This is a genomic window from Tabrizicola sp., assembly GCF_016793705.1.
Lineage (GTDB): Bacteria > Pseudomonadota > Alphaproteobacteria > Rhodobacterales > Rhodobacteraceae > Tabrizicola.
Genome location: NZ_JAEULO010000012.1, coordinates 1 through 25,139, shown reverse-complemented (window position 1 = coordinate 25,139; position 25,139 = coordinate 1). Strand labels below are relative to the sequence as shown.

At 67.1% G+C, this 25,139-nt stretch carries 25 protein-coding genes; 12 read left to right on the top strand and 13 right to left on the bottom strand.

Annotation, left to right across the window (positions count from 1 at the left end; translation table 11 throughout):
* Positions 1 to 69: 69 nt before the first annotated feature.
* On the bottom strand, positions 70 to 753 hold the full coding sequence (locus JNJ68_RS02170) for a hypothetical protein (RefSeq protein ID WP_294978364.1): 684 nt from the start codon (positions 751 to 753) through the stop codon (positions 70 to 72).
* A 189-nt stretch (positions 754 to 942) separates the two neighbouring features.
* On the opposite strand from JNJ68_RS02170, the gene neuC reads away from it, so the two are divergent.
* Genes neuC through JNJ68_RS02155 form a run of 3 tightly spaced genes read left to right on the top strand, consistent with a single transcriptional unit; the run spans position 943 to position 4,629 of the window.
* Positions 943 to 2,064, top strand: coding sequence for a UDP-N-acetylglucosamine 2-epimerase (neuC, locus tag JNJ68_RS02165; protein WP_294978361.1), 1,122 nt, complete (start codon positions 943 to 945; stop codon positions 2,062 to 2,064).
* On the top strand, positions 2,051 to 3,304 hold the full coding sequence (locus JNJ68_RS02160) for a glycosyltransferase N-terminal domain-containing protein (protein ID WP_294978359.1): 1,254 nt from the start codon (positions 2,051 to 2,053) through the stop codon (positions 3,302 to 3,304). The genes neuC and JNJ68_RS02160 overlap by 14 nt, the downstream gene beginning before the upstream one ends.
* On the top strand, positions 3,301 to 4,629 hold the full coding sequence (locus JNJ68_RS02155; RefSeq protein WP_294978357.1) for a glycosyltransferase N-terminal domain-containing protein: 1,329 nt from the start codon (positions 3,301 to 3,303) through the stop codon (positions 4,627 to 4,629). The genes JNJ68_RS02160 and JNJ68_RS02155 overlap by 4 nt, the downstream gene beginning before the upstream one ends.
* 64 nt (positions 4,630 to 4,693) lie before the next feature.
* On the opposite strand, the gene JNJ68_RS02150 is transcribed toward JNJ68_RS02155, so the two are convergent.
* The 11 genes from JNJ68_RS02150 to JNJ68_RS02100 form a co-directional block, all read right to left on the bottom strand.
* Positions 4,694 to 5,485, bottom strand: a complete 792-nt coding sequence (locus JNJ68_RS02150; protein ID WP_294978354.1) for an SDR family oxidoreductase — start codon at positions 5,483 to 5,485, stop codon at positions 4,694 to 4,696.
* Positions 5,478 to 6,173, bottom strand: a complete 696-nt coding sequence (locus JNJ68_RS02145) for an acylneuraminate cytidylyltransferase family protein (protein WP_294978351.1) — start codon at positions 6,171 to 6,173, stop codon at positions 5,478 to 5,480. Before JNJ68_RS02145 ends, JNJ68_RS02150 begins: the two co-directional genes overlap by 8 nt.
* Positions 6,170 to 7,105 carry a hypothetical protein gene (locus JNJ68_RS02140; protein WP_294978348.1) on the bottom strand — a complete coding sequence of 312 codons (936 nt, stop codon included), beginning with the start codon at positions 7,103 to 7,105 and terminating at the stop codon, positions 6,170 to 6,172. Before JNJ68_RS02140 ends, JNJ68_RS02145 begins: the two co-directional genes overlap by 4 nt.
* Before the next feature lie 21 nt (positions 7,106 to 7,126).
* Positions 7,127 to 8,548, bottom strand: coding sequence for an amidase (locus tag JNJ68_RS02135; protein ID WP_294978345.1), 1,422 nt, complete (start codon positions 8,546 to 8,548; stop codon positions 7,127 to 7,129).
* Positions 8,549 to 8,624: 76 nt separating this feature from the next.
* The gene (locus tag JNJ68_RS02130) at positions 8,625 to 9,650 is read right to left on the bottom strand and encodes an extracellular solute-binding protein (protein WP_294978343.1); all 1,026 of its coding nucleotides are present in this window, start codon (positions 9,648 to 9,650) and stop codon (positions 8,625 to 8,627) included.
* A gap of 33 nt (positions 9,651 to 9,683) precedes the next feature.
* Entirely contained in the window at positions 9,684 to 10,487 is an 804-nt protein-coding gene (locus JNJ68_RS02125) for an ABC transporter permease (RefSeq protein WP_294978340.1), read from the bottom strand.
* Positions 10,480 to 11,397 (bottom strand): ABC transporter permease, encoded by a 918-nt coding sequence (locus JNJ68_RS02120; RefSeq protein ID WP_294978336.1) that lies wholly within the window; start codon positions 11,395 to 11,397, stop codon positions 10,480 to 10,482. Before JNJ68_RS02120 ends, JNJ68_RS02125 begins: the two co-directional genes overlap by 8 nt.
* A complete protein-coding gene (locus JNJ68_RS02115; protein ID WP_294978334.1) occupies positions 11,398 to 12,462 on the bottom strand; it encodes an ABC transporter ATP-binding protein in 1,065 nt (354 codons plus the stop codon).
* Between the two features lie 76 nt (positions 12,463 to 12,538).
* The gene (locus JNJ68_RS02110; protein ID WP_294978330.1) at positions 12,539 to 13,975 is read right to left on the bottom strand and encodes an amidase family protein; all 1,437 of its coding nucleotides are present in this window, start codon (positions 13,973 to 13,975) and stop codon (positions 12,539 to 12,541) included.
* 84 nt (positions 13,976 to 14,059) lie between these two features.
* Entirely contained in the window at positions 14,060 to 15,739 is a 1,680-nt protein-coding gene (locus tag JNJ68_RS02105; RefSeq protein WP_294978328.1) for an ATP-binding protein, read from the bottom strand.
* Positions 15,740 to 15,802: 63 nt separating this feature from the next.
* A complete protein-coding gene (locus JNJ68_RS02100) occupies positions 15,803 to 16,147 on the bottom strand; it encodes a DUF6476 family protein (protein ID WP_294978326.1) in 345 nt (114 codons plus the stop codon).
* On the opposite strand from JNJ68_RS02100, the gene JNJ68_RS02095 reads away from it, so the two are divergent.
* The 8 genes from JNJ68_RS02095 (at position 16,146) to JNJ68_RS02060 (ending at position 24,121) form a co-directional block, all read left to right on the top strand.
* Positions 16,146 to 17,180: an RluA family pseudouridine synthase gene (locus tag JNJ68_RS02095; protein WP_294978323.1), complete on the top strand. Its 1,035-nt coding sequence runs from the start codon at positions 16,146 to 16,148 to the stop codon at positions 17,178 to 17,180. The two genes, JNJ68_RS02100 and JNJ68_RS02095, sit on opposite strands and share 2 nt — an antisense overlap.
* 338 nt (positions 17,181 to 17,518) lie before the next feature.
* Positions 17,519 to 17,752 carry a YjhX family toxin gene (locus JNJ68_RS02090; protein ID WP_294978320.1) on the top strand — a complete coding sequence of 78 codons (234 nt, stop codon included), beginning with the start codon at positions 17,519 to 17,521 and terminating at the stop codon, positions 17,750 to 17,752.
* Positions 17,753 to 17,986: 234 nt separating this feature from the next.
* On the top strand, positions 17,987 to 18,883 hold the full coding sequence (rpoH, locus tag JNJ68_RS02085) for an RNA polymerase sigma factor RpoH (protein WP_294978317.1): 897 nt from the start codon (positions 17,987 to 17,989) through the stop codon (positions 18,881 to 18,883).
* A 48-nt stretch (positions 18,884 to 18,931) separates the two neighbouring features.
* Positions 18,932 to 19,660 (top strand): phosphatidylserine decarboxylase, encoded by a 729-nt coding sequence (locus JNJ68_RS02080; RefSeq protein ID WP_294978315.1) that lies wholly within the window; start codon positions 18,932 to 18,934, stop codon positions 19,658 to 19,660.
* A gap of 3 nt (positions 19,661 to 19,663) precedes the next feature.
* Positions 19,664 to 20,416: a CDP-diacylglycerol--serine O-phosphatidyltransferase gene (gene pssA / locus JNJ68_RS02075; RefSeq protein WP_294978312.1), complete on the top strand. Its 753-nt coding sequence runs from the start codon at positions 19,664 to 19,666 to the stop codon at positions 20,414 to 20,416.
* Between the two features lie 87 nt (positions 20,417 to 20,503).
* On the top strand, positions 20,504 to 21,124 hold the full coding sequence (locus JNJ68_RS02070; protein ID WP_294978309.1) for a methyltransferase domain-containing protein: 621 nt from the start codon (positions 20,504 to 20,506) through the stop codon (positions 21,122 to 21,124).
* A 47-nt stretch (positions 21,125 to 21,171) separates the two neighbouring features.
* Positions 21,172 to 22,155, top strand: coding sequence for a Gfo/Idh/MocA family oxidoreductase (locus tag JNJ68_RS02065; protein ID WP_294978305.1), 984 nt, complete (start codon positions 21,172 to 21,174; stop codon positions 22,153 to 22,155).
* A 139-nt stretch (positions 22,156 to 22,294) separates the two neighbouring features.
* Positions 22,295 to 24,121 carry a M3 family oligoendopeptidase gene (locus JNJ68_RS02060; RefSeq protein ID WP_294978302.1) on the top strand — a complete coding sequence of 609 codons (1,827 nt, stop codon included), beginning with the start codon at positions 22,295 to 22,297 and terminating at the stop codon, positions 24,119 to 24,121.
* Here JNJ68_RS02060 and JNJ68_RS02055 read toward each other — a convergent pair.
* Complete coding sequence (locus tag JNJ68_RS02055; protein ID WP_294978299.1) at positions 24,118 to 24,534, bottom strand: host attachment protein; 417 nt, start codon at positions 24,532 to 24,534, stop codon at positions 24,118 to 24,120. The two genes, JNJ68_RS02060 and JNJ68_RS02055, sit on opposite strands and share 4 nt — an antisense overlap.
* A gap of 134 nt (positions 24,535 to 24,668) precedes the next feature.
* On the opposite strand from JNJ68_RS02055, the gene JNJ68_RS02050 reads away from it, so the two are divergent.
* A complete protein-coding gene (locus tag JNJ68_RS02050; protein WP_294978296.1) occupies positions 24,669 to 24,989 on the top strand; it encodes a hypothetical protein in 321 nt (106 codons plus the stop codon).
* The last annotated feature ends 150 nt before the right edge of the window (positions 24,990 to 25,139 follow it).

Genomic DNA, 25,139 nt, shown 5'->3' with positions numbered 1-25,139 from the left:
CGCCGCGCGTCATACCCGCGCGCCTTGTCGCCCGAATAGGCCTCAAGCAGCTTGTCCATCGTCATCCCGTCACTGCGTCCGGCCCCGGATATAGACTTCAAGAATCTCCTTCGCCAGCGACATTTCCATCTGTCCCGACCGCACCAGCGGCCAGCGGGCGGCGTCGGCGATATGGACAAGCCGTGGCCATGACGACCGGAAGGCGACGGGAACATGGCTGTATCCCAGCGCGCTCAGCACCGCCGCCCGGTGCTTGCCGCCCCTGACGAAGAAGGCGGCGCCGCTCCCGTCGTCCAGGATGTAGCCCTCGATGTCGCCGAAGGCGTCCGGGTCGTAGCCGTCTTGCCCGATGCCCTGCGCCAGCCGCTCCAGCCGCCGCATTTCCAGCGCGATCTTGCTCTCTGTCACCGGGCCATAGAAGCTCACGCCATGTTCGGGACCAAGGTCCAGCTCTCCCGGCGGCGGTCGGCGCGAATGCCGTCCGTACCAGGGGATCTCCCAGGGCGGCAGATCGGCCCCGGCACGGCCCCCGCCCTCGATCCCGTAGTAGCTGCATATGGAGGAGGGCTGGCAGCCCGCATAGAAGTCGCGCAACACCGTCGCGCCTTGGGTTGTCGCCGCGACAAACGGATGCTCCGGCCCATAGGTGAAGGCTCCCTGCATCCGCAGCAGGCCAGGTGGCACCAGCAGCCGCAACTGCGGCCTCTCGATCCAGTGGGCAAACTCCACCAGGTCATCCGCAGAGTGGACCATCACCTCCTGGCGCGGGCGTAGCCTGCGACCGATATGTGCCCGAAGTGACTGGGTGACTGACATCAAGGCCCGGAATTGCAACGCCATCATGACGATAGGACGACAGCCCTGCCTCCGCAATCGGTTCCGCCCGCCTTGCGCTGCGTTCGCGTCGGGGGTTAGACAGATGGGCGCAGCCAGATGTAACCCATGACCCGCCACCTCCTCTTCCTCACCGGCACCCGCGCCGATTTCGGCAAGCTCCAGCCGCTCGCCGCCGCCGCGCGCGATGCGGGGCATCTGGTGACCTTCTTCGTCACCGGCATGCACATGATGGACCGCTACGGCCTCACCCGGAACGAGGTGCGCCGCATGCCCGGCATCGCTGCCCACGAATTCGTCAACCAGGCCGAGGGCGACCCGCAGGACGCCGTCCTCGCCCGCACCGTCACCGGCTTCTCGGCCTACGTCCGCGAAATGAAACCCGACCTCGTTGTCCTCCACGGCGACCGGATCGAGGCGCTGGCGGGCGCGCTGGTCGCCGCGACCAACTACATCCGCTCGGCCCATGTCGAGGGCGGCGAGGTCTCGGGCACCATCGACGAGGTCTTCCGCCACTGCAACACCAAGCTCTGCACCCACCATTTCGTCTCCTCCGAGGCCGCCGCCCGCCGCGTCATGGCGCTGGGCGAACCGCCCGAGACCATCCACCCCATCGGCTCGCCCGAGCTGGATTTCCACGCCCGCCCCTCCGGCGTCACCCTGGCCGAGGTGCAGGACCGCTACGCCATCCCCTTCGCCGACTACGGCATCGCCACCTTCCACCCCGTCACCAGCGAGCAGGACACGATCGGCCAGCAGGCTGCGGACCTTTTCGGCGCGCTTGAAGCCTCGGGGCGCAGTTTCGTCACCATCGCCCCGAACAACGACCCCGGCTCGCGGGCCATCTTCCAGGTCCTCGACCGTCTGCCCAAGGACCGCTTCCGTATCCTCCCCTCGATGCGATTTTCGCATTTCTCCGAACTGATGAAGAATGCCGCCTGCATGGTCGGCAACTCCTCCGCCGGGGTGCGCGAGGCGCCCTTCCTCGGCCTCCCCTCGCTGGACATCGGCACAAGGCAGACCAACCGCTCCGACGCCCCCTCCGTCATCGCCTGCGAGGCGGCCGACCGCGCAACCATCCTCGATTTCCTGCAAACCCACTGGGGCCGCCCCGCCGACCGGCACGAAGGCTTCGGCCAAGGCTCCGCCGCCGACCGCTTCGTCGAGGTGCTGGCCCGCCCCGATTTCTGGGCCGTGAGCCTGCAGAAGGCCTTCCGTGACCACCTCTGACCCCAAGGGCGCACAACTGCGCCTTGCCCTGGCGCTGACCCGCGCCATCCCGCTTGTCGCCCCCACTCTCCTCAAACGCCGCCTCGCCAAGGGCAAGGACCTCCCCGACCGCTGGCGGGAAAAGCTGGGCGAACCCTCGCTTCCCCGCCCCGACGGCCCCCTGATCTGGCTCCACGCCGTGGGCTTGGGCGAAACCCTCGCGCTGCGGGGCCTGATCGCGGCGCTGGCCGGACAGGCCCCCGACGCGGAATTCCTCGTCACCTCCACCACCCGCGGCTCGGCGGAGGTGCTGGCGCAGAACCTGCCGCCCCGCACCCGCCACCAGTTCCTGCCGCTCGACGCCCCCGGCTACCTCGCCCGCTTCCTTGACCACTGGCGCCCCGCGCTGTCGGTCTGGGCCGAGCAGGACCTCTGGCCCGGCGCCGTCACCGCGACTGCCGCGCGCGGCATCCCCTTGGCTCTCGTCAATGCAAGGATGAACGCCGAAGCCTACGCCCGCCGCCGCCGCTGGACCGGCCTCTACGCCGACCTCTTCGCCCGCTTCCGCCTGATCACCGCACAGGACGAGGCCACCGCCCGCCACCTGCAAGCCCTTGGGGCGAAGAGGGTTTCCGTCACCGGCTCGCTCAAGGCCGCCGCCCCGCCGCTTGCCGCCGACCCCTTGAGGCTGGCCGAGGCGCGCGAGGCCCTGACCGGCCGAAACCCCGTCCTCCTCGCCTCCTCGCACCCGGAGGATGAATTCGTCGCCCTCTCCGCCCTCCGCGCCGCCCATCCCCGCCCGCTACTCCTCATCGCGCCCCGCGATCCGCATCGCGGCGCCGAAATCGCAATCCGCGCCGCCGAGCACGGCCTGACCGCCACCCGCCGCAACGCAGGGCAGGGTCCCACCGCCGATGTCTGGATCACCGACACCTTCGGCGAGATGGGCCTCTGGTATCGCCTCTGCGCCACCTGCCTGATCGGCGGCACTTTCGGGGCGACCGAGGGCCACAACCCCTGGGAACCCGCTGCCCTCGGCTCCGCCATGCTGCACGGCCCCCGCATCGCGAATTTCGCCACCGACTTCGCCGCCCTGCATCAGGCGGGCGCGGCCCAGCCGGTGCAACCCGAGGCCGTCATCGCCGCCCTCACCGCCGACCACAGCGCGATGGCCGCCCGCGCCAAGGCCCTCTCCGACACAGCCCAAGGCGCACTCGCCCCCCTCGCCACCGACCTGCTGAAATTGGCCGGGCTCGCATGAGGCTCTGGCTCTTCCTTCGCCTCTGGTCGCTCCTCTGGCACCTCGGTCTGCCGGTGGTGCTGGTCTACCTCTGGCGGCGAGGCCGGAAAGACCCGCTCTACGCGCAACACCTTTCCGAACGTTTCGGTCGCTACCGCCAGCGCCTGCCCGGCACGGTCTGGGTCCATGCCGTCAGCCTTGGCGAAATGCGCTCTGCCGTCCCGCTGATCCGCGCGCTCCTCGACCGGGGCGACAGGGTCGTCACCACCCATTTCACCCCGGCTGGCCGGCGCGAGGCCGACCGCATCTTCGCCGCCGAGATCGCCGCCGGTAGGCTCGCCGCCGTCTGGGTCCCGTTCGAGACCGCCTGGGCCTACGCCGGTTTCTTCCGCGCCTTCCGCCCCCGCGCCGGTCTGGTGATGGAAATCGAGATCTGGCCCCGGATGATCTTCGCCGCGCGCAGGGCGGGCGTTCCGCTCTTCATGTGCAACGCGCAATACCCCACGAAATCAATGGCCCGCGACGCGAAGCTCACACTCCGTCACAAGTTGATGCAAGCCTATGCCGGGGCCTTCGTGAAGTCCGACCTGCAAGCGCAACGCTTCGCCTCGGTGGGCGTGCCGAACATCCATGTCACCGGAGAACTCCGCTTCGACCAGCCGATCCCCCCCGCGCAACTCGCCGCCGCCCGGACGCTCCGCCCCCTGCTTGCGGGCGACCGCCCGGTCCTCACCTTCGCCTCTGCGGTGGAGGGCGAGGACGACATCTACCTAGACGCCATCACCACAGCGCTGAAAGACCCCTCGCGACCCTTCGTGGTCTACGTTCCAAGGAAGCCCGAACGCTTCGACGAGGTGGCCGGAATGCTCGCCGCCAGAAGCCTGAAGGCAATCCGCCGCTCCGCCGTCCTTGACTCCGCGCTGACCCCGAAGAACCTCCCCTCCCCCCTGTGGGGAGGGGATGGGGGTGGGGGGCACCCGGCCGGCCAAGGCCCCGACATCCTCCTCGGCGACAGCCTCGGCGAGATGTATTTCTACATCGCCCTTTCCGACCGCGTGGTGACGGGAGGCGGCTTCACCCCGCACGGCGCGCACAACATCATCGAGCCGCTGGCGCTGAAGCGCCCGGTCATCGTCGGCCCCGAAATCCACACCATCGAGTATCCGGCAGTCGAGGCCATCGCCGCAGGCGTCTGCCTCCGCGTGAAGACGCCCGAGGAACTGACGCAGGCGCTGACCGACTGGTCCGGGCCGGGGCCAGAGGCTATTGAAGCCTTCTTCAAGGCCCATTCCGGTGCCACGCAAAAGACCCTCGCGGCGCTGGATGCACAGGTTAAGATCAGGTAAAAAGAAAAAGCCAAGCCATTGATTTCATGCAATGGTCAGAGATTGTCCACCGTGGACAGACCCCTCACCAGCCGCTGAACCCGCCATCGACGTTGACCATCTGCCCCGTCATATACCCCGCCTGAGCCGAGGCCAGGAACAGCATCGCATCCGCGATCTCATCCGGCTGCGCCATCCGGTCCAGCATGATCAGCTCCCCGACCCGGCGCTGGAACTCCTCGGAATGCCCGTTGAAGACCGCCCCCGGCGCGATCGTGTTCACCGTCGCCCCCCGCGGCGCCCAGTAGCCGGCGAGCCAGACCGTCAGCCCGTGAATCCCCGCCTTCGTCACCCCGTAGGCCGAGAAATTCTTGAAGGGCATCCCCTCGTAGATCCGGTGATGCGCCCCGTTGAGGGCATACATCGACGCCACGTTGATCAGCGTGCAGGGCCATCTGCCCACGATGTCCCGATCCATCTGCCGGGCGATCATGAACGGCCCCGTCAGGTTCGTCCGCAGCGTCTTCTCCCAGTCCGAGACCTTCAGGTCCGCGAAATCCGGAAATGGCTGCCCCGCCCCCATCAACAGCTCCCCGGTGATCGCCGCGTTGTTCAGGACGACGTTCGGCTCCCACCCGTCCTTCAGGATGCGCTGGAATATCTCCGTCACCTGATCTTCATCCGCCACGTCCAGCGGATAGAAACGGAACGCCTCGTCCCCGCCATGCGCCGCGACCAGGGCCTCCGCCCGTTTCCCCGGCAGGTCCGAGGCGATCACCCGCGCGCCCTCGGCCAGCATCCGGCGGACGTAGGTCGAGCCCAGCACGCCCCCCGACCCGGTGATGAAGACCGTGCGCCCCTTGAGTTGTTCAGCCATGCCCGGCCTCCTGCATCAGAAATTCGACAAGACGGAAATCGAACGGCGTGTCGATATCGACGCAGCGCTCGGGCGGCATCAGGTAGGGGATCACGCGGCCCTCCCAGAGGCCCTTCGACCGTTTCAGATAGGCGGGCGAGACCACATAGGTCGAGGCCGCATGCTCATAGACCACGGGCGCCTGCTGCCGCGCCACCACCCCACCGGGCAGCGGCTTCGAGACATGCAGGGCGCCAGACGCGTCCGGCTCCACAAGGTTGAAATAGGGATTCTTCCGCGCCTCGCAGCAGCTCATCACCATGTCTGGATATTCGGTTTGGTAAAGTTCCAGCGCGGCGGTGATGTCTTCAGGCAGCCGCAGCGGCGAGGTGCAGTCGAGGTCGAGGAAGGCGTCGACCGGCCCGACCATCGCCTCAGAGGCCTCCAGCGCGTGCTGCCAGACGCCCCATTTCCCGGCGGTATCCGTCGCCAGATGCGCGGGGCGGAGGCCGATCTTCACCGCCCCCTTCGCCACCGCATGATCGTAGATTTCCTCGTCATCGGTCGAGACCACCACGGCATCCACCATCGGATGCTCCAGAAGCTGATCCAGCGACCAGTCGATCAGCGGCTTGCCGCGCATCATCCGGAAGTTCTTGCGCGGCACGCCCTTCGAGCCCTTGCGCGCGCCGATATGGCCCAAAATCATGGAATCCCCTTCGTGATCTCGCCGATGAACACCCGCTTCGACCAGGCGTCCGCCACCAGCCGTGCGGAGGGCAGGCAGAGGTCCAGGCGCGGCATCAGCGGATTGCCTGAGGTTTCACCGCCGAAGGCCAGCGCCAGGAAATCGCGCATCGCGTCGAGGAACATCGCGTTGCGTTCCAGCGGAAGGTCCAAGAGCCGAGGGCCGGACGGTTCGATCACGCGATAGACCTGTGCGGCGAAGTCGAATTCGTGCATCCGCTCTGTCCCGCGCAAGCTGGTGCGCCGGTGCAGAAGGGGGGTCAGGTAGTCCATCGACACGTCACCGACAACCCCCTGGCGTGTCAGCGAAATCCGGCTGGCGAAGTCGACACCCGGGAAGGCGCGATGGCCAAGGCTTTCGACCCGTGCCACCGTGAGGCCCGGGAAAAGGCAGGCCGCGAGGTCAAGCTCGTGGCACAGGTCCAGAAGCACGCCGCCGCCGTCCGCCTTCGCCGCATAGCTTTCGGAGAACCGCCAGTTCGCCCGCCATTGCGTGACGTCATGGCCGATGGTCAGCGCAAACTGGAAAACGTCCGACAGGTCCGATCCTGCCAGCGCCCGCACCGCCGGGTGATAGCGCATCATGTAGCCCAGCATCGACCGTTCCGCGACCGGGGCGGCAAGCGCGGCGATGGCTTCCACCTCTGCGGGACGGAAGGCGAGCGGCTTTTCGATATAGATCGGCAGGCTGCGCGCGGTGGCGGCCTCGATCAGCGGCAGGCGGACGTTGGTCGCAGTCGCGATGACCACGGCCCCGACATCGTCCATCGCGGCGACGGCCCCGCCGGGACCGGCCTCGCGCCACGACAGCAGTCGGGACTGCGCGCCCAGCTTTTCCAGATTGTCGTGATGCCGCCGACCGATAGAGCCGGAACCGATGACGAGAACGCGCATGTTGCCCCCCTGCCGGAAGGCCTAACGCGAAACCGGGCCTGCCACCAGAGGCGGTTGCTTCTGTGGCCACTCCGTCGCGCGATGCCAGGCCTGCCCGATGGCCATGATCCGCGCGTCGTCTCCCGACCGCCCGATGATCTGCATGCCCATCGGCAGACCCTGCGCGCCAAAGCCGACCGGAACCGACAGCGCGGGCAGGCCGATCAGGCTGGCCGGCACCACCACCTCCATCCAGCGGTGATAGGTGTCCATCTTGCGGCCGGCGATCTCCTCCGGCCAGCGCCAGTCGGCCGGGAAGGGCCAGACCTGTGCCGTGGGCAACACCACCGCGTCATAGTCCTGGAACATTCGCGCGGCATGGGCGTGCCAGCGGCTGCGGATCACGCTCGCCTCATAGACCGCCTGCGCCGACAGGCCGAGGCCCTGCTCGATCTCCCAGAGCGTCTCGGGCTTGGTCAGCGCCCGCTTCGCCGGGTCCTCGGCCAGGGCGCGCTTGCCGCCGGCACTCAGCATCGCGCGCAGCGTCACCCAGGCCGACCACAGCTTCTCTGCCGGGAAGGGCGGGGGCATGTGTTCCACCGTCGCGCCCAGATCCTGAAGCTGCATCAGCGCCGCCTCGCAGGCCTCCAGAATGCCCGGCTCCATCGGGTAGGCGCCGCCCCAATCGGCCAGCCAGCCGATGCGCAGGCCCTTCACACCCCGGTCGAGCCCCGACAGTACATCGGGAACCGTGCGCGGGAAGGGCACTTCCGGGTTTTCGCCCGCAAGCACCAGCAGAAGCCTTGCCAGGTCCTCGATGGTCCGCGCCATCGGGCCTTCGGTGGCAAGCGTCGCCAGATAGGTGTCGCCCTCGGCATCCGCAGGCACCAGGCCCCAGGTCGGGCGGAAGCCGTAGACGTTGCAGAACCCCGCCGGGTTGCGCAGGCTTCCCATCATGTCAGACCCGTCGGCGACCCAGGCCATCCGGCCCGCCAAGGCAGCCGCCGCCCCGCCCGAAGACCCCCCTGCGCTGCGCGTCAGGTCATAGGGGTTCCGCGTCACCCCGAAGATCGGGTTGAAGGAATGCGACCCCTGACCCCATTCCGGCACGTTGGTTTTGGCCGCGATCACGGCCCCGGCCGCCCGGACCCGCGCGGCGACAAGATCGTCCTTCAGCGGGACGTGGTCGGAAAACACCGGCGAACCCCAGGTCGTCCGCAGCCCCTTGGTCGCGACCAGGTCCTTCACCGGCAGGGGAATGCCATGCAGCCAGCCCTGCGGGGCTGCGTCATCCAGCGCCCGTGCCTCGGCCATCAGCGCGTCGGGGTCGCGCAGAGAGACGATGGCGTTCACGGACGGGTTCACCGCCCCCACCTGTGCGAGCCAGGCCGCCATTACCTCGGACGGCGCGACCTTCCGGGCATGGATCGCCCGCGACAGGTCGGTTGCGGACCATTCCAGCATGATGTCTTCCGTTCCCAAATATCCCAAGGGGGGCGGGGGTGTCACACCTCCGGCCCCGCCGCAGATCATCCAGACCTTACTTCTGCAACTCGGTCCAGATCGCGGTGATGTATTCCTGCGCCTTGGGCGAGCAGGCCGGCAGGAAATGGCCGGCTGCCTTCAGTTCTTCCGGCACCACGATCTCGGGCGCGCCCTTCATGTCCTCGGGCATGAAGGCATCCGATCCGGCAATGCCGTTGGCATAGCGCGCAAAGGCCGAGATCATCGCCGCATTCTCGGGGTCGGCGATGAAGTTCAGGAACTTGTAGGCCTCCTCGACGTTCTGCGCATCCTTGAGCAGCGTCACCTGGTCCATCCAGACGATGTAGCCTTCCTTGGGGTAGCCATAGGCGATGTCGGGGTTCTTCAGCCGCGCCCGCATGATCGCACCGTTCCAGTAGACCGAGGCCGGGACGTCGCCCGTCGCCATCTTGTCCTCCATGCCGTAGTCCATGCTCATCCAGTGCGGCTTGGCCGCGACGAGAAGGTCGCGCACCTTCTTCAGGATCTCGGGATCCTCGCTGCAGGGCTCACCGCCCGCATACATGGTGGCAAGGGCGATCACATCGTTCATTTCCGGCGTGACGTTGACCTTGCCCTGCAACTCGGGCGGCGGATCCAGCCAGATCGCGCTGGTGTTGATGTCGCCGGAATAGACCTTGGTGTTCACGCCGATCCCGGTGGTACCCCACTGCCACGGAATCGACCATTTGCGGCCCGGGTCGTATTCGACATTCATCCATTCGGGGGCGATGTTCTTGTGGTTCGGGATCTTCGACAGGTCCAGCTCCTGGATCAGGCCCTTTTCGGCGAAGATCAGCACGTAGTTGGCCGAGGGCACGACGAGGTCGAAGCCATGGCCGCCGGCCTCGATCTTGGCCAGCGCGGTGTCGTTCGAATCATAGTCGGTGACGGTGACCTTGATCCCGGTTTCGGCCTCGAACTTGGCCAGAAGTTCGGGGCTGGTATAGTTGCCCCAGTTGTAAAGCTGCAGCACGCCTTCCGCGTTGGCAAGCCCGGTCGAGGCCATGAGCAGCGCGATGATCGCAAGTGGTTTCTTCATCTTCGGTCTCCCTGGTGAATGGTTTTTCGTGGTTCAGTCGCGGTTCCGCGTCAGAAGGAAGAAGGCCGTGAGCATGACGACGGTCAGGCCCAGAAGCATCGTCGAGATCGCATTGACCTCGGGCGTCACGCCACGGCGCAGTTGGCCAAGCATGTAGGTCGGCAGCGTGTCCTGGCCACCCGACTTGACGAATTCGGTAATCACCACGTCGTCGAGCGAGATGACGAAGGCCAGCATCGCCCCGGCGATGATCCCCGGTGCCATCAGGGGCAGCGTGATGCGCCGGAAGGTGTGCCACGGCGTCGCGTAAAGATCGGCCGCCGCGGTTTCCAGCGACAGATCCATCCCCTCGAGCCGGGCGCGGATCGGCAGGTAGGCGAAGGGTACGCAGAAGGCGGAATGGGCGAGGATCAGGTAGCCCAGGCCCTGATAGCCGGTGGCGACCTTGATCGCGGCGAAGAAGATCAGCAGCGCCACGGCAGTCACGATCTCGGGGACCATCAGCGGCTGGTTGATCATCGCGTAGATGAAGGTCTGCCCGGTGAACCTGCGGCGCCGGGTGGTGCCCACGGCCGCCATGGTTGCCACCAGGGTCGAAATCAGCGCTGCCATCACCGCGATGAAGAGCGAGCGTATCGTCGCATCCTGCACAGCGGTGTTCGCCCAGGCGACGCCATACCAGTGCAGCGAGAATCCCTCCCACTGGTTCACCGCCCGGCCCCCGTTGAACGAGAAGGAGACGAGGGTGAAGATCGGCAGGTAGAGCGCGACGAAGGCGAGGATGGCCACGGTGGCAAAGCCCGGCAGGCGCGAGGTCACGAAGCGGCGCTCAGCCATTGCCGCCCTCCCCGCCATCGCGGTTCATCGACCGCACATAGAACAGGAGCGCCGTCGTCACGATCAGAAGCAGCGTCATCGACAGCGCCGCGCCCAGCGGCCAGTTGCGGCCCTGGCCGAACTGCAACTCGATGAAGTTGCCGATCATCATGTTCTTGCCGCCGCCCAGCACCCTTGGCGTGACATAGGCGCCAAGCGCGGGGACGAAGACCAGGATCGACCCGGCGACGATGCCTGGCCGGACGATCGGCAGGATGACCCGCCGCAACACCTGCCAGCGCCCGGCATAGAGGTCGTAGCCCGCCTCGAGGAGGCGCATGTCGAAGCGGTCGATCGCGGCAAAGAGCGGCAGCACCATCAGCGGCAGGTAGACATAGGTCATGCCGATCAGCACCGCGGTGTCGGTGTAAAGGATCTGCAGCGGCTCGCCGATCAATCCCAGGCCGAGAAGCAGCTGGTTCAGTAGGCCCTCGGTCCGGATGATCTCGTTGATGGCGAAGGTGCGGATCAGGAGGTTGGTCCAGAACGGGATGGTGATCAGGAACAGCCAGATCGGGCGGCTCGCCGCTGGCCGGGTGGCGATGAACCAGGCCGTCGGGAACCCCACCAGGAAGGTGATCACCGTCGTCGTCAGCGCCAGCCAGACCGAGCGCCAGAAGATCGTGAGATGCGCATCCGCGAGAAGGTACTCCTCGCTGAAGATGTCCTTGGTGTAAAGGATACTGCGCCAGCCCTCCAGCGAGAAGTCCCAGACCACATTGCCGTATTGCCCCGGCGACAGGAAAGAATAGACCGCCACGATCAACAGCGGACCAGCGGCCGCCAGCGCCAGCAGGACCAGCGCGGGCGCCGACAGAAGCCAGCCGTTGCGGGCCGAGGTCCTGACGGCGTTTTCCTCGGCGGGGCTCATCTAGTCCTCCACCCGCTGCACGGCGCCATCGGCAAAGCGGATGCCGACCGACTGGCCCTCGGACAGCCCGGCCTCACCCGACGCCGGGCTTTGCAGGCGGGCGACGATTTCGGTGCCGTCGGCCAGCGCCAGGTGGCAATGCGTGTCGGTGCCGAAATAGACCAGCGACTTCACCGTCGCGGCCAGCCCGCCATCGGCCGCAGCCACCAGACGCAGCTGTTCCGGTCGGACGCTGACCGTGACCTTGCCACCCGCCCGCAGGCCCGTGACGTCGATCCGCTCGCCGGTCGACAGCCGCAAGGTGCGGTCCTCGGCCTCGCCGGTCAGGAAATTCGTCTCGCCGATGAAGCTTGCGACGAAGCGGTTCTTCGGGTGGATGTAGATGTCCTTCGCCGAACCGACCTGCTGAATCTTGCCCGCGCTCATCACCGCGATGCGGTCGGACATGGTCAGGGCTTCTTCCTGGTCATGGGTGACGAAGACGAAGGTGATCCCGGTTTCGGTCTGGAGCCGCTTCAACTCGATCTGCATTTCCTTGCGCAGCTTCAGGTCCAGCGCCGACAGGGGTTCGTCCAGCAGCAGCACCTTCGGCTGCGGCGCGAGCGCGCGGGCCAGCGCGACCCGCTGCTGCTGCCCACCCGAAAGCTGGCTGGTCTTGCGCCCCGCCATCGCCTCGAGCTTCACCAGGGCCAGCATCTGCGCCGTCCGCGCCTTCACCTCGGCCGACGGCTTGCCCAACATCTCCAACCCGAAGGCAATGTTCTGCGCCACTGTCAGGTGCGGAAAGAGGGCATAGCTCTGGAACACCGTGTTCACCGGCCGCTTGTTCGGCGGCAGGGTGGTGATGTCGGTGCCGTCCAGCAGGATCGTGCCATCGGTCGGCATCTCGAACCCGGCGATCAGACGCAGAAGCGTCGTCTTGCCGCAGCCCGACGGCCCGAGCAGTGTGAAGAACTCCCCGCGCCGGATATCGACCGACACATCATCCAGCGCCCGTACAACGTTCGCGCCTTGCCCGAATGCCTTCACGACATTCCGGGCCGAGATCACACCCTCATCGGCCACGGATACCCCCATTCATCCCCGGACGTTTGATCATATTGGTCGGAAACATTCTTTCCCGACAAGCGATTCCTTCCCCTCACCCGGCCATCGGCGCTCTTTTCCCCGCCCAGGGGGCCGCGCGCTCCATTTCCGCGCAGAGGGAAATCAGCAATTCGTCCTCGCCATAGGCCGCCGCCAGATGCACGCCGATGGGCAGCCCGCCCGACGACCACCCCAGGGGCAGGCTTGCCGCGGGCTGGCCGCTGGCGTTGAAGGCCGCGCAGAACGGCGAATAGGCGAAGATGCCGTGCGGCCCGGTGCGATAGGCGACATAATCCTCGGTCGTCGGGGTGAAGCGACCGACCTTGGCCGGGGGCTCTGCCAGCGTGGCGGTCAGAAGAACATCGGGACCCTTCTCGAAGAACCCCGCCATCTGCCGCCCGAAAGCGTGGATTTCGCCCACCGCCTGAAGATAGCGCGTCGGGTGCAGACTCTGCGAATGGGCCCAGGCCCCCCGGCTGACGCCTTCAACCTCATCGGCAGTTGGTGGGCGGTCGCCAAGCTTCGAGCGGATCGACAAGGCCGTGCCGATGCCGACGATATCGGTCCAGGCCCGCATCATCATCGGCACATCGGCAGCGGGCCGCGCCGGTTCGACCCTGTGCCCCAGCGCCTCCAGAACCCTGCCTGCCGTGCGCACCGCCTCGGCGACCTCCGGGTGGATCGGCTCGCCCGTCAGCGTGGTGTCGCAGATGCCCACCCGCAGACGGCGCGGCGGGCGAGAGATCGCCGCCGCATGGCCCCGGTCCAGCGGCGGCGCGACATAGGGCGCGCCCAGGTCCGGACCCTCGCAGGCGTCCAGCATCACCGCGGTGTCGCGGACCGACCGGGTGAGGAACCCGTCGATCGCCATACCCGCCCAGCCCTCCCCTGCATAGGGTCCGTCCGGCAGCCGCGCGCGGGTCGGCTTGAAGCCGAAAAGCCCGCAGGAGGACGCCGGTATCCGCACCGACCCGCCGCCGTCCGAGCCATGGGCCATCGCGACGATCCCCGCCGCCACCGCCGCGCCCGCCCCGCCGGAGGACCCGCCCGAGGTATGGTCAAGGTTCCACGGGTTGCGCGTCGGCCCGCCATAGACCGCCGCTTCCGTCACCGTCCCCACGCCGCCCTCGGGCGAGGTGGTGCGCCCGAAGGTCACCACCCCCGTCGCCCTGATCCGCTCGAAGATCGCAGAGTCACCGGGATAGACCGTGTTCGCGAACAGCCGCGAGCCGTTGTGCGAGGGAAAATCCTTCGCCTCGCAGCCCAGGTCCTTGATCAGGAACGGCACCCCCCGGAACGGCCCCGGCGGCAGGCCCTCGGCGATGGATTTCCGCGCCACGCCCTCCTGCATCAGCACGACCGCGTTGATCGCGGGGTTGTGCGCGTCGACTGCCGCCAATGCGGCATCCAGCAACTCGGTCGGCGTCACCTCGCCCGCTGCCACCAGCCCCGCCAGCGCGGTTGCATCCGCTGCGCCCATATCTCCGATCATGCCGTCCTCCTGCTCTCTTCCGCCAGCCTGCGGCGCGACCGTGTTCCCGTCATGCCTGCCACCGACATCGCCCGCCGCTATCGGTCAGGCCGGCGGCAGCACCGAGGCCAGTACCTCGTGCAGGGTTTCCGGCAGGATCGGCTTCGGCAGGAACCCGTCCAGCGCCAAGCGTAGGGCATCGTCACTGCGGACGGCCAGCACATCCGCAGTCATCGCCACCACCGGGATCTTCCGCCCATGCGCCGCGCGGATGCGGCGCAGGGTTTCGGGACCGTCCATGCCCGGCATCATCAGGTCGAGAAGCACCGCGTCGATCCCGCCTTGCGCCAGCCGGTCCAGCGCCTCGGGGCCGCTGGAAGCCTCGACGACGCGCGCGCCCGCCGCCGCGAGAAGTTGCCCGGCCACCAGCCGGTTGGTGGCGATGTCGTCCACCACCAGCACAAGGCAGTTGCGAAGGCTGGCCGGTTTCAACGTCTCGATCGCCGCCGGGGCCTCGGGGGCATTCACCGTCAGCCGGAAGGTCGCCCCCTGCGAGGTGGGCACCACGATCAGGTCCCCCGCCATCTGCCGCGCGATCGCCCGGCTGATCGCAAGGCCCAGCCCGACGCCCGGCGTCTCGGTCGAGCCGCGATAGAAAGGCTCGAAGACCGTCTCGTGGAGCGCGGGGGCGATGCCCTTGCCCTCGTCGGCCACCTCGATCGTCAACCGGCCCTTCGCATGCCGCACCGTGACCGTGACCGGCCCGCGCGCGGAATGTTTCAGCGCATTGCCGAGCAGGTTGCCCAGGCACTGCCGCACCCGCTGCCCGTCGATCAACAGGACCGGCGGTACATCCCGTTCCATCGCCACCACAAGCTCGCGGCCCTGCCGCCGCGCCTGCAACTCGAAGACGAGGAGGCTCGCCGTCAGTTCGGGGCGCACGGCGACCGGGCGCGGGGTGATCGCGACCCGGCCCTCGGTCAGCGCCGAATAATCCACCGCGTCGTCCAGCATCACCGCCAGATCGCGCGCCGAGGTCACCACCGTCCTGAGCCGCTGGCGCGTTGCGCCGCTTGCCGCTGCCGCCTCGATCTCGCTCAGCCCGATCACGGCGTTCAGGGGGGTGCGCAGCTCGTGGCTGATCTGCGCCAGGAACCGCCCCTTGGCCACATTCGCCGCGCGCGCCGCCGCCGCTGCCTCGGCTCCGGCTCGATGCAGGCGGTTGTTCGACACCATCGCGATGATCGCATAGCTGAGCGCCACCAGCGCCGTCGCGGTCGAGATCGCGAGCCCCGTCAAGTTGCCCAGGCTCACCCAATGCAAGGTGTTGAAGGCCAGCGCCACCGTTGCGACCGACGCCATGCCGATGGCTCCCAGCGCCAGGTGGATCGACCGCACCGAGCAGAGGTGCAGGAGCGAGCCCATGACGATGCCGATGGCGATGGACTTGGCATAGGGGTCATCCTGCATCCAGACCAAGCCCGCCGCGGTGATCAGCGAGGCCTCCATCGGGATCAGCAACAAAAGGAACATCCGGTAGCGCAGGGGCGACTTCGCCGGGTTGAGACCGCGGAGCAGCCGCTGCGAGACGAATTCGCCGACCAACTCGACCATATACAGCGCCAGCATGATGACGGGGCTGACATAAAGCGCGCAGACCATGTAGCCCAGCGCGACGAAGACCATCCGAACCGCGAATTCGCCGCGCAGCATCCGGTACTGGCGCGCCAGCTCTTCGCGCAGCCGTTCCCCTTCTGCTTTCGAGAGTGAGGCGAGAGGGAACATCAGCCGCGTGCACCGGAGGGTTGAACTATCGCTCCGACAGTAGCCCGATGGCTGCAAGGTCGGTCAAGGGCCGGGTTCGGGTGAAATCGCGACCTCCTGGCGCAGGCTGCCGTCGGCGCCGAAGATCAGGATGCGGTCGTCGGTGGTAACGACGGCGATCCAGCCCCGGCCGAAGGTCACGGCGGCGGCGGTTCGGCCCTCGGGCAGGACCACCGTCTCGGGCACCACGGGGGTCGCGGGGGCAAAGGTCGCGGGCATCCGGGTGACAATCAGCCAGACCACGGTTATGACACCGCCGATCATCGACAGCGTCAGCAGGATGACCAGCCATTTCAGAAGCCGCAGGCTGGGCGGCAGGGCGGCATCGGGGGCATCGGGCGTGGGGACAGTCGGGGCGGGACCGGACATGGAGGAGCCTTTCGAGGACGGGGACGCGTCGCTGGCCGTGACCATCGGCGAGGATGCGCCCGCGCGTCTTGATAAGGCGCTTGCCGCTGCGGTGCCAGAGGAAGCGGCCCTGTCGCGCTCGCGCCTGATGCGGATGATCGCCGAAGGGGCGGTGGCCCGCGACGGGGTGGCCGTGACCGACCCCAAGGCGAAGGTTGCGGAGGGTGAGGTCTACATCCTGCGCCTCGACCCGGCGGTCGAGGTCGCGACCCTGCCCGAAGACATTCCCCTGTCGGTCGTCTGGGAGGATGCCGACCTCATCGTCATCGACAAGCCCGCCGGGATGGTCGTCCACCCCGCGCCGGGCTCGCCTTCGGGGACGCTGGTCAATGCGCTCCTCCACCACTGCGGCGACACCCTTTCGGGGATCGGGGGCGAGAAGCGGCCGGGGATCGTGCACCGGATCGACAAGGATACCTCGGGCCTGCTGGTCGTGGCGAAGTCCGACCGGGCGCATCACGGCCTTGCCAGGCAGTTCGAGGATCACTCGGTCAACCGGCACTATCTTGCGGTGGTCCACGGGGTGCCCTCCAGTGCCGACCCTCGGCTGCGGGGGCTGAAGGGGATCAGCTTCGAGGCGGGGGGTATCCTGCGGATCGCGACCCATCTGGCCCGGCACAAGACCGACCGGCAGCGGCAGGCGGTGGTCTGGGAGCAGGGCCGCCACGCCGTCACCCGGGCGCGGGTGGTGGAGGGGTTCGCGGGGCAGGCGGCGCTGGTCGACTGCTGGCTGGAGACCGGGCGGACGCATCAGATCCGGGTTCACCTCGCCTATGCCGGGCATGGCCTTGTCGGGGACCAGACCTATGGCGGGAAGAAGCGGCTGGGATCGGTGCTGGGGCAGGGGGCGGCGGTCGGGAACGGCTTCCCCCGGCAGGCGCTGCATGCGGCGACGCTGGGGTTCGACCATCCGGTGACGGGGGAAAGGCTGGAGTTCTCTTCGCCCCTGCCTGCGGACATGGCGGGGCTGATCGAGGCCCTGCGGGCGGGGTGAGGCAAACCTGTCCACGGTGGACAAACGCCGGGATTGCTTTTAAATCAATGGCTTGTGTTTTTTTGCTAAGCCTTTGGAAAGGTTTGCCCGCGCCAATGCTGCGTCGGTTGCGCGGGCAGGTTCCATAGTCTACCTTCCGCGCAGCACGGGCCGCCCTGGCCCAGGGAGTGCGCCCTATGCCAGAGACTGTAGCAGCCGGCTGACGTCGTCCACCCCCTGAACCGGGGCTACCGGATGACATGAACGACCGCCGAAGCGCATCCGCGTTCGTCCGGTCCGGCATGGCTACAGACTTCGGAACTTCCTGACATGAACATCTCCCGGAACGAGCGAGCCGCGTGCTGCACGTCCTCGCCCTTGGCGGGCGCATCGACCATTCCCGCAACCACGGCAACAAGGTCGACGACATCCTCTGCGTCACCCGCGACGGGCTGATCCTGTCCGATTGCACGATGTCCGTCTTCCAGCGCCTGCGGCGCAAGCGGCTGATCGCATCGCAAGGCGGCGGCCCCTACCGGATCTCGCGACTGGGGCGGCTGTCGGTGCGGCCGCAACATGACAACCAGGGCTGAGGTGAGGACAGTCCGCACCGGGGCCGCGCCTGTCCGCGAGACGCGGTCGACGGGGGAGCCTGTGGCGACCTGACAATCCCGTGACCGCCTTGTCACAAAGCTTTGCGCGCGACGGCGGGGGCTACACCTTGCGTTAAACGTTCGGTGCGAGATGGGCCTTGCATCCGGGTAGCGGTTACTTTAGGTTATCGCGTTCCCGGGGGCGCTGACGCACCGGGCAAACAAGGGGGCACGATGAGCACCTATACCAACCTTCCCGCGCCGAGCCCGGAACAGGGCTTGAATCGGTATCTTCAGGAAATCCGCAAGTTCCCGCTATTGGAGCCGGAACAGGAATACATGCTGGCGAAGCGCTGGGTCGACCACCAGGACACCAATGCCGCGCATCAGATGGTGACGAGCCACCTGCGCCTCGCCGCCAAGATTGCCATGGGCTACCGCGGCTATGGCCTGCCGCAGGCCGAGGTGATCAGTGAGGCGAACGTCGGCCTGATGCAGGCGGTCAAGCGCTTCGATCCGGAAAAGGGCTTCCGGCTGGCCACTTACGCGATGTGGTGGATCCGCGCGTCGATCCAGGAATACATCCTGCGGTCGTGGTCGCTGGTGAAGCTTGGCACCACCAGCGCGCAGAAGAAGCTGTTCTTCAACCTGCGCAAGGCCAAGGCCAAGGTCGGCGCGCTGGAGGAAGGCGACCTGCGGCCCGAGAACGTGAAGCAGATCGCCAAGGACCTGTCGGTGACGGAAGACGAGGTCATCGACATGAACCGCCGTCTGTCGGGCTCGGACGCCTCGCTGAACGCGACAGTAGGCTCGGACGGCGACAGTTCGACCCAGTGGCAGGACTGGCTGGAGGACGAGGATTCCGACCAGGCCGAGGCCTATGAGGAAAAGGACGAGCTGGACGCCCGCCGCGCGCTTCTGGTGCAGGCGATGGCCGTGCTGAACGACCGCGAGAAGGACGTGCTGATGCAGCGCCGCCTGGCCGACGACCCGGTGACGCTGGAGGAGCTGTCGGAAAGCTACGGCGTCAGCCGCGAGCGCATCCGCCAGATCGAGGTCCGCGCCTTCGAGAAGCTTCAGGCCCGGATGCGCGAGCTGGCCAAGGGCAAGGGCATGGCGATCCCGGCGTAAGCGAGGGCTGACAGGCAAGGCCGTGACCCCGCGTCACGGCCTTTTTGTTTGCTCCGCGTCCGGCATGACGCTAGGAGGGCGGCCATGCGTATGATCGACACCTTTCTCAAGCCCATGCACCCCGAGGGCTACAAGTTCGTCGCGGCCTTCGCCGTGGCCACGCTGATCCTGTTCTGGATCTGGGACCCGTTGGGCTGGCTGGGCCTGGGACTGACCATCTGGTGCTATTACTTCTTCCGCGACCCGAAGCGGTCGGTCCCGGAAAACGTTGGGCTTCTGGTCAGCCCGGCGGATGGAGTGGTCAGCCTGATCGAACGCGCGGTGCCCCCCGGCGAGCTGGGAATGGGTCCGGAGGCGCTGGTGCGGGTCAGCGTCTTCATGTCGGTCTTCAACTGCCATGTGAACCGCGCGCCCATCGCCGGGCGGGTGACGGCGGTGGCCTACCGGCCGGGCAAGTTCTTCAACGCCTCGCTGGACAAGGCCTCGGAGGAGAACGAGCGCAACGCCCTTGCCATCGAGATGGCCGACGGGCGCAAGATCGCCGTCGTGCAGATCGCGGGCCTCGTCGCGCGGCGCATCGTCTGCTGGAAGAAGCCGGGGGAAACCGTGCGGACGGGCGAGCGCTTCGGGCTGATCCGCTTCGGGTCGCGCCTTGACGTCTACCTGCCGGAAGGCGTGCATCCGCAGGTGGCGCTGGGGCAGACAATGGTGGGTGGGGAGTCGGTGATCGCGCTGATCGGCCAGGACTCGCCCGCCCGCGCCGCGCGGATCGACTAGCCGATGGCCCGTCGCCCGGAGACCCCCCAGCGCGAGCTTCTGGTGCTGAAGCTCTTGCCGAACCTGGTGTCGATCATGGCGCTCTGTTCGGGGCTGACCGCGATACGCTATGCCATCGCGGGGAACTTCACGCTGGCGGTGCTGTTGATCGGCGGCGCGGCGGCGCTGGACGGGCTGGATGGACGCCTGGCGCGGATGCTGAAATCGGAAAGCGCCATCGGGGCGGAACTGGATTCGCTTTGCGATTTCGTCAACTTCGGCGTGACTCCGGCGCTGGTACTTTACCTCTGGGGCCTGCGTCCCGAGACCAGCCTCGGCTGGATTGCCGTGCTGGTCTATGCCGTCTGCTGCATGTTGCGGCTGGCGCGATTCAATGTCGGCAGCAAGACCAGCCTGGGCGAGGCGGCGGAGAAGACCTCGTTCATCGGGGTGCCCTCGCCTGCCGGGGCGCTTCTGGTGCTCTCGCCGCTCTATCTTTCGAATGCCACCAACCATGTGCTGCACCTGCCGCCGGTGCTGGTCGCTGCCTGGATGGTGGCGATCGGCGCACTGATGATCAGCCGGGTGCGGACGCCCTCCCTGAAGCGCATCACCATCGCGACCGACCTTGTCCGCTATGCGCTGGTCGGTGCGGTGGTGGTGGTCGCGGCGCTTCTGACCTATCCCTGGACCACGCTTCTGATCCTGTGCCTGGGCTACCTGACGGGGGTTCTGTGGCTGGCCCTCCGCAGCCTGCGGAAACCGACTGCCGGCTGAATTCCCGCGCCGCCTTCGCCTTTCGCTTGCAATCCAGGAACAGGGCGGCACTCTCGCCATTCCGGAAAGCTCAAGGGAATCATATGCATGCAAGTAGAGGCCATCCAGAAGTCCTACAAACGCTGGGCGCCGGTCTATGACCTGACCTTTGGCCGGATCACCCAGGGCGGGCGGATGCTGGCCGCGGCGCATGTGAACGCGCAGGGCGGATCGGTGCTGGAGGTGGGAATCGGCACCGGCCTTGCGCTGGATTTCTACAGGCCGCAGGTCCGGGTGACGGGGATTGATGTCTCGGCCGAGATGCTGCGCGAGGCGGAACTCAAGGCGCGAAAGCGGGGCTTGCGCAACCTGGCGGGCCTGCACCAGATGGATGCGCGGCAGATCGCCTTTCCGGACGCCAGCTTCGACCATGTGGCCGCGATGCATGTCATGTCGGTCGTCCCCGAACCCGAGCGGGTGCTGGACGAGATGGCTCGCGTCGTCCGACCCGGTGGGTCGGTGCTGATCGCCAATCATTTCGCGGGCCGGACGGAAGGCTGGACCCTTGCCGAGCGGCTGGCCGCGCCGCTGGCGAACCTGCTGGGCTGGCACTCCGATTTCGCCATCGAGCGGGTGCTGGGCCACCCGAAGCTGCGGCTGGAGGAGACGCGTCAGGTCCGCCCCTTCGGGTTGATGACCTTCCTGCGCTTTCGCCGGGTTGAAGGTTAGCGCAAAACCTGACCTATTGGCGGCGAGGATCAGGGAGGGGGAATGTGATGAAACCGGTCAGATGGGGTGTGTTGGGCGCGGCCCGCTTCGCGCGGGAACACATGGCGCCCGCGATCCATGCCGCCGAGGGGGCCGAGCTTGCGGCGCTCGCCACCTCGGACCCGGGCAAGGCGGCGGGGTTCCAGGCCTTCTGCCCGTCGCTGACGGTACATCCGACCTATGAGGCGCTCTTGGCCGACCCGTCCATCGACGCGGTCTACATCCCGCTGCCGAACCACATGCATGTGGAATGGACATTGAAATGCCTTGCGGCGGGCAAGCATGTGCTGACCGAAAAGCCCATCGCGATGAAGGCACGCGAGATCGACCAGATCATCGCCGCCCGCGACCGGACGAAACTCTTGGCCGCCGAGGCCTACATGATCGTCCATCATCCGCAGTGGCAGCGCGCGAAGGAATGGTTCGAGGCGGGCGAGATCGGCGATCTGGTCCATGCGGACGTGGCCTTCAGCTTCCATCTGACCGACCTGGACAACATCCGCAACCGGCCCGACGCAGGCGGCGGGTCCTTGCGCGACATCGGGGTCTATACCTTCGGCTCGATGCGCTTCGTCACCGGGGCGGAACCCGTGGACGTCTCGGCCCGCATCCACCGCGACAACGGGGTCGATACCTTCGCCCAGGTCGCGGCCACGATGGAGGGGCCGAAGGGGCGCTTCACCTATGGTTCGATGACGTCGATGCGGATGTACAACCGGCAGGTCGCGACCTTCCAGGGCACGAAGGGGATGATCCGGCTGGAAGGCGGGCCGTTCAATGCCAACGTGAACGACATGGCGGAAGTCGAGCTGCATCAGAACGGCAACCGGGTCACGGTCGAACGCTTCCCGACCGCGAACCAGTACAAGTTGCAGGTCGAGGCCTTCGGACGGACGGTCCGCGAGGGTGTGCCCTATGCCTGCCCGCTGGAATTCGTGCGGGGGACGCAGGCGATGATGGACCGGGTCTACGAGGTGGCGGTCGAGATCTGATTGCTCGTCGGGGACTTCGTGCTTCCTCGCGGGGGTGTGACCCGACGAGAAGACGAAGTCGCGACGCAGGAGGCGGTCCGGGGGTTTTCCCGGAGCCCGCGCAAGCATAGATGACAGTGACCATTTGCCGGAGATCGCGATGACCCTGAACCTGCCCCAGCCCGTTTTCGACGCCAATGCCAGCGGGGGCGGGTTTGGCGATCTGCCAAGCTGGGACCTGACCGACCTTTATCCCAGCGCAGATGGCCCGGAATTCGCCGCCGACATGGCCGAGCTGGAGCGCGCCTGCGCGGCTTTCGCAAAGACCTATGAGGGGCGGCTCGGCCGTCAGGACGCGGCGGGGCTTCTGGCCTGCGTGCAGGAATACGAACGGATCGAGGTGATCGCCGGGCGGCTGATGTCCTATGCGGGGCTGCGCTACTACCAGAACACCATCGACCCCGAGCGCGCGCAGTTCATGGGCAATGCGCAGGACAAGGTGACGAATGCCACCACGCCGCTGGTGTTCTTCAGCCTGGAGTTCAACCGGCTGGACGATGACCATCTGGCCCGGCTGCTGGCCGCCAATGCCGACCTCGCCCGCTACAAGCCGGTCTTCGACCGGATGCGCGCGATGCGGCCGCACCAGCTGTCTGACGAGTTGGAGAAGTTCCTGCATGACGAAAGCGTCGTGGGCGCCTCCGCCTGGAACAAGCTTTTCGACGAGACGATGGCGGGGCTGATGTTCACCGTCGAGGGCGAGCCGGAAGAGTTGAACCTGGAAGCCACGCTGAACCTGCTGACCGATCCGCTGCGGTCGCGGCGCGAGGCGGCGGCGCATGCGCTGGCGGGAGTGTTCGACCGCAACATCAAGCTCTTCGCCCGCATCCACAACACGCTGGCCAAGGAGAAGGAAATCCACGACCGCTGGCGCAAGATGCCCACGCCGCAGACCGGGCGGCATCTGTCTAACCATGTGGAACCCGAGGTGGTCGAGGCCCTGCGCAATGCTGTCGTCGCGGCCTACCCCAAGCTCAGCCATCGCTATTATCGGCTGAAGGCGAAATGGATGGGGCTGGACAAGTTGCAGGTCTGGGACCGCAACGCGCCCCTGCCGACCGAGACCCCGCGCACTGTCGACTGGGCCGAAGCGCGGAAGACCGTGACCGAGGCCTATGCCGCCTTCGACCCGCGCATGGCCGACCTCGCGCAGCCCTTCTTCGACAAGGGCTGGATCGATGCCGGGGTAAAACCCGGCAAGGCACCGGGGGCCTTCGCGCATCCGACCGTCACCACGGTCCACCCCTATGTGATGCTGAACTACCTCGGCAAGCCGCGTGACGTGATGACGCTGGCGCATGAGCTGGGCCACGGCGTGCATCAGGTGCTGGCGGCGGGGCAGGGGGAACTCTTGTCCTCCACCCCCCTGACCCTGGCTGAAACCGCCAGCGTGTTCGGCGAGATGCTGACCTTCCGCGCGCTTCTGGACAGCGCGCAGACCCCGGCGGAGAAAAAGACCCTGCTCGCCGGCAAGGTCGAGGACATGATCAACACGGTGGTCCGCCAGATCGCCTTCTACGATTTCGAATGCAAGCTGCATGCCGCCCGGGCCGAAGGCGAGCTTACGCCCGAAGATATCAACGCGCTGTGGATGTCCGTTCAGGCGCAATCGCTGGGCGACGCCTTCGAGTTCATGCCGGGCTATGAGACCTTCTGGGCCTATATCCCGCACTTCATCCACTCGCCCTTCTACGTCTATGCCTATGCCTTCGGCGATGGTCTCGTGAACGCGCTCTATGCCGCCTATGCGGGCGGGCTGCCCGGGTTCCAGGAGAAATACTTCGCCATGCTGAAGGCGGGCGGCTCGATGCACCACAAGGAACTGCTCGCGCCCTTCGGGCTAGATGCCAGCGACCCGAAGTTCTGGGACAAGGGCCTGAGCATGATCGCGGGCTTCATCGACGAGCTGGAGGCGATGGAGACCTAACCCGCCAGATGCGCGGCAAGGGCGTGGTCGGGAATGTCCGACAGGTCCTTGTCGATCTCCTGCGCAATCTCCTCGGTCAGTGCCTTGGGCATCGCCTTGCGCAACACGCCCAGCATCTTCGGCCCGGCGACCAGCACGATGCGGCCTGCGCCACCCTTCTGCCACTCGGCCTCCAGCGCAGCGACGATGTGCTTGGCCAGCCGGGGCCGCTCGATCTCGTCCGCCGAGCCGGTCTCGTGCCCGAAGCTGATTCCACCGGATCGGTTGCGCCCCGGCTCGGTCAGGGCGTGCGAGACATCGGCGAAATCGTCGGCCCCGGCGGCATGGATCGGCTCCATCCGCCCGGCATTCCCGCGCAAGAGGCGGAAGCTGCGGTCGTCGGCGATGCAGTAAAGCGTGTCTGCGGCTTTCATCGGCGGTCCTCCCTCGGGTCTGCTTGCCACAGGTCCGGCGGTCCGGTGCTGCGGCGGATTCGCGCAAGGGGCCAACGCGGGGCTTGGCAAGCCGGTTCCACCCACCTAGCTTCAAGGGCAGACAGGAGATGCCGATGCCCAAGCTCGTGCGCCTTTACATCCAGAGCGTTGCGCTCGGTTTCGTCCTCTCGGCGGCTTTCACCGGCGGCCTTCTCTGGCTGGATGTGGCGGGGATCGGGCATCTGGTCGCGGCGTCGGAGATCGGCTGGATCGCGGTGGTGATGCTGCTGGTCTTCAATGGTATCGTCTTCTCGGGCGTGCAGTTCGCCTACCGGATCATGGCGTTGGCCGAACCCGAAGACGATCCGAAGGGTGGCCATGGCGTGCGTGAGCCGGTGCTGATCCCCGCGCCGGTCCCGGTGGTAGCTTCCAGCATGAAACGCCAGCGCCGCTGATCCCCGTCGGGGTGGCGGGCCCGCAGCAACCGTGAGGACCGGGGTTTTCCCGAGAGCCAGAGGTCTCAGGTGGGCGCCAGATACCTGGACCAGGATCCAGGCAGAGCCAGCCCCCGTTCGCTTGCTTATCGGCCACTGGAAAATTGGCCC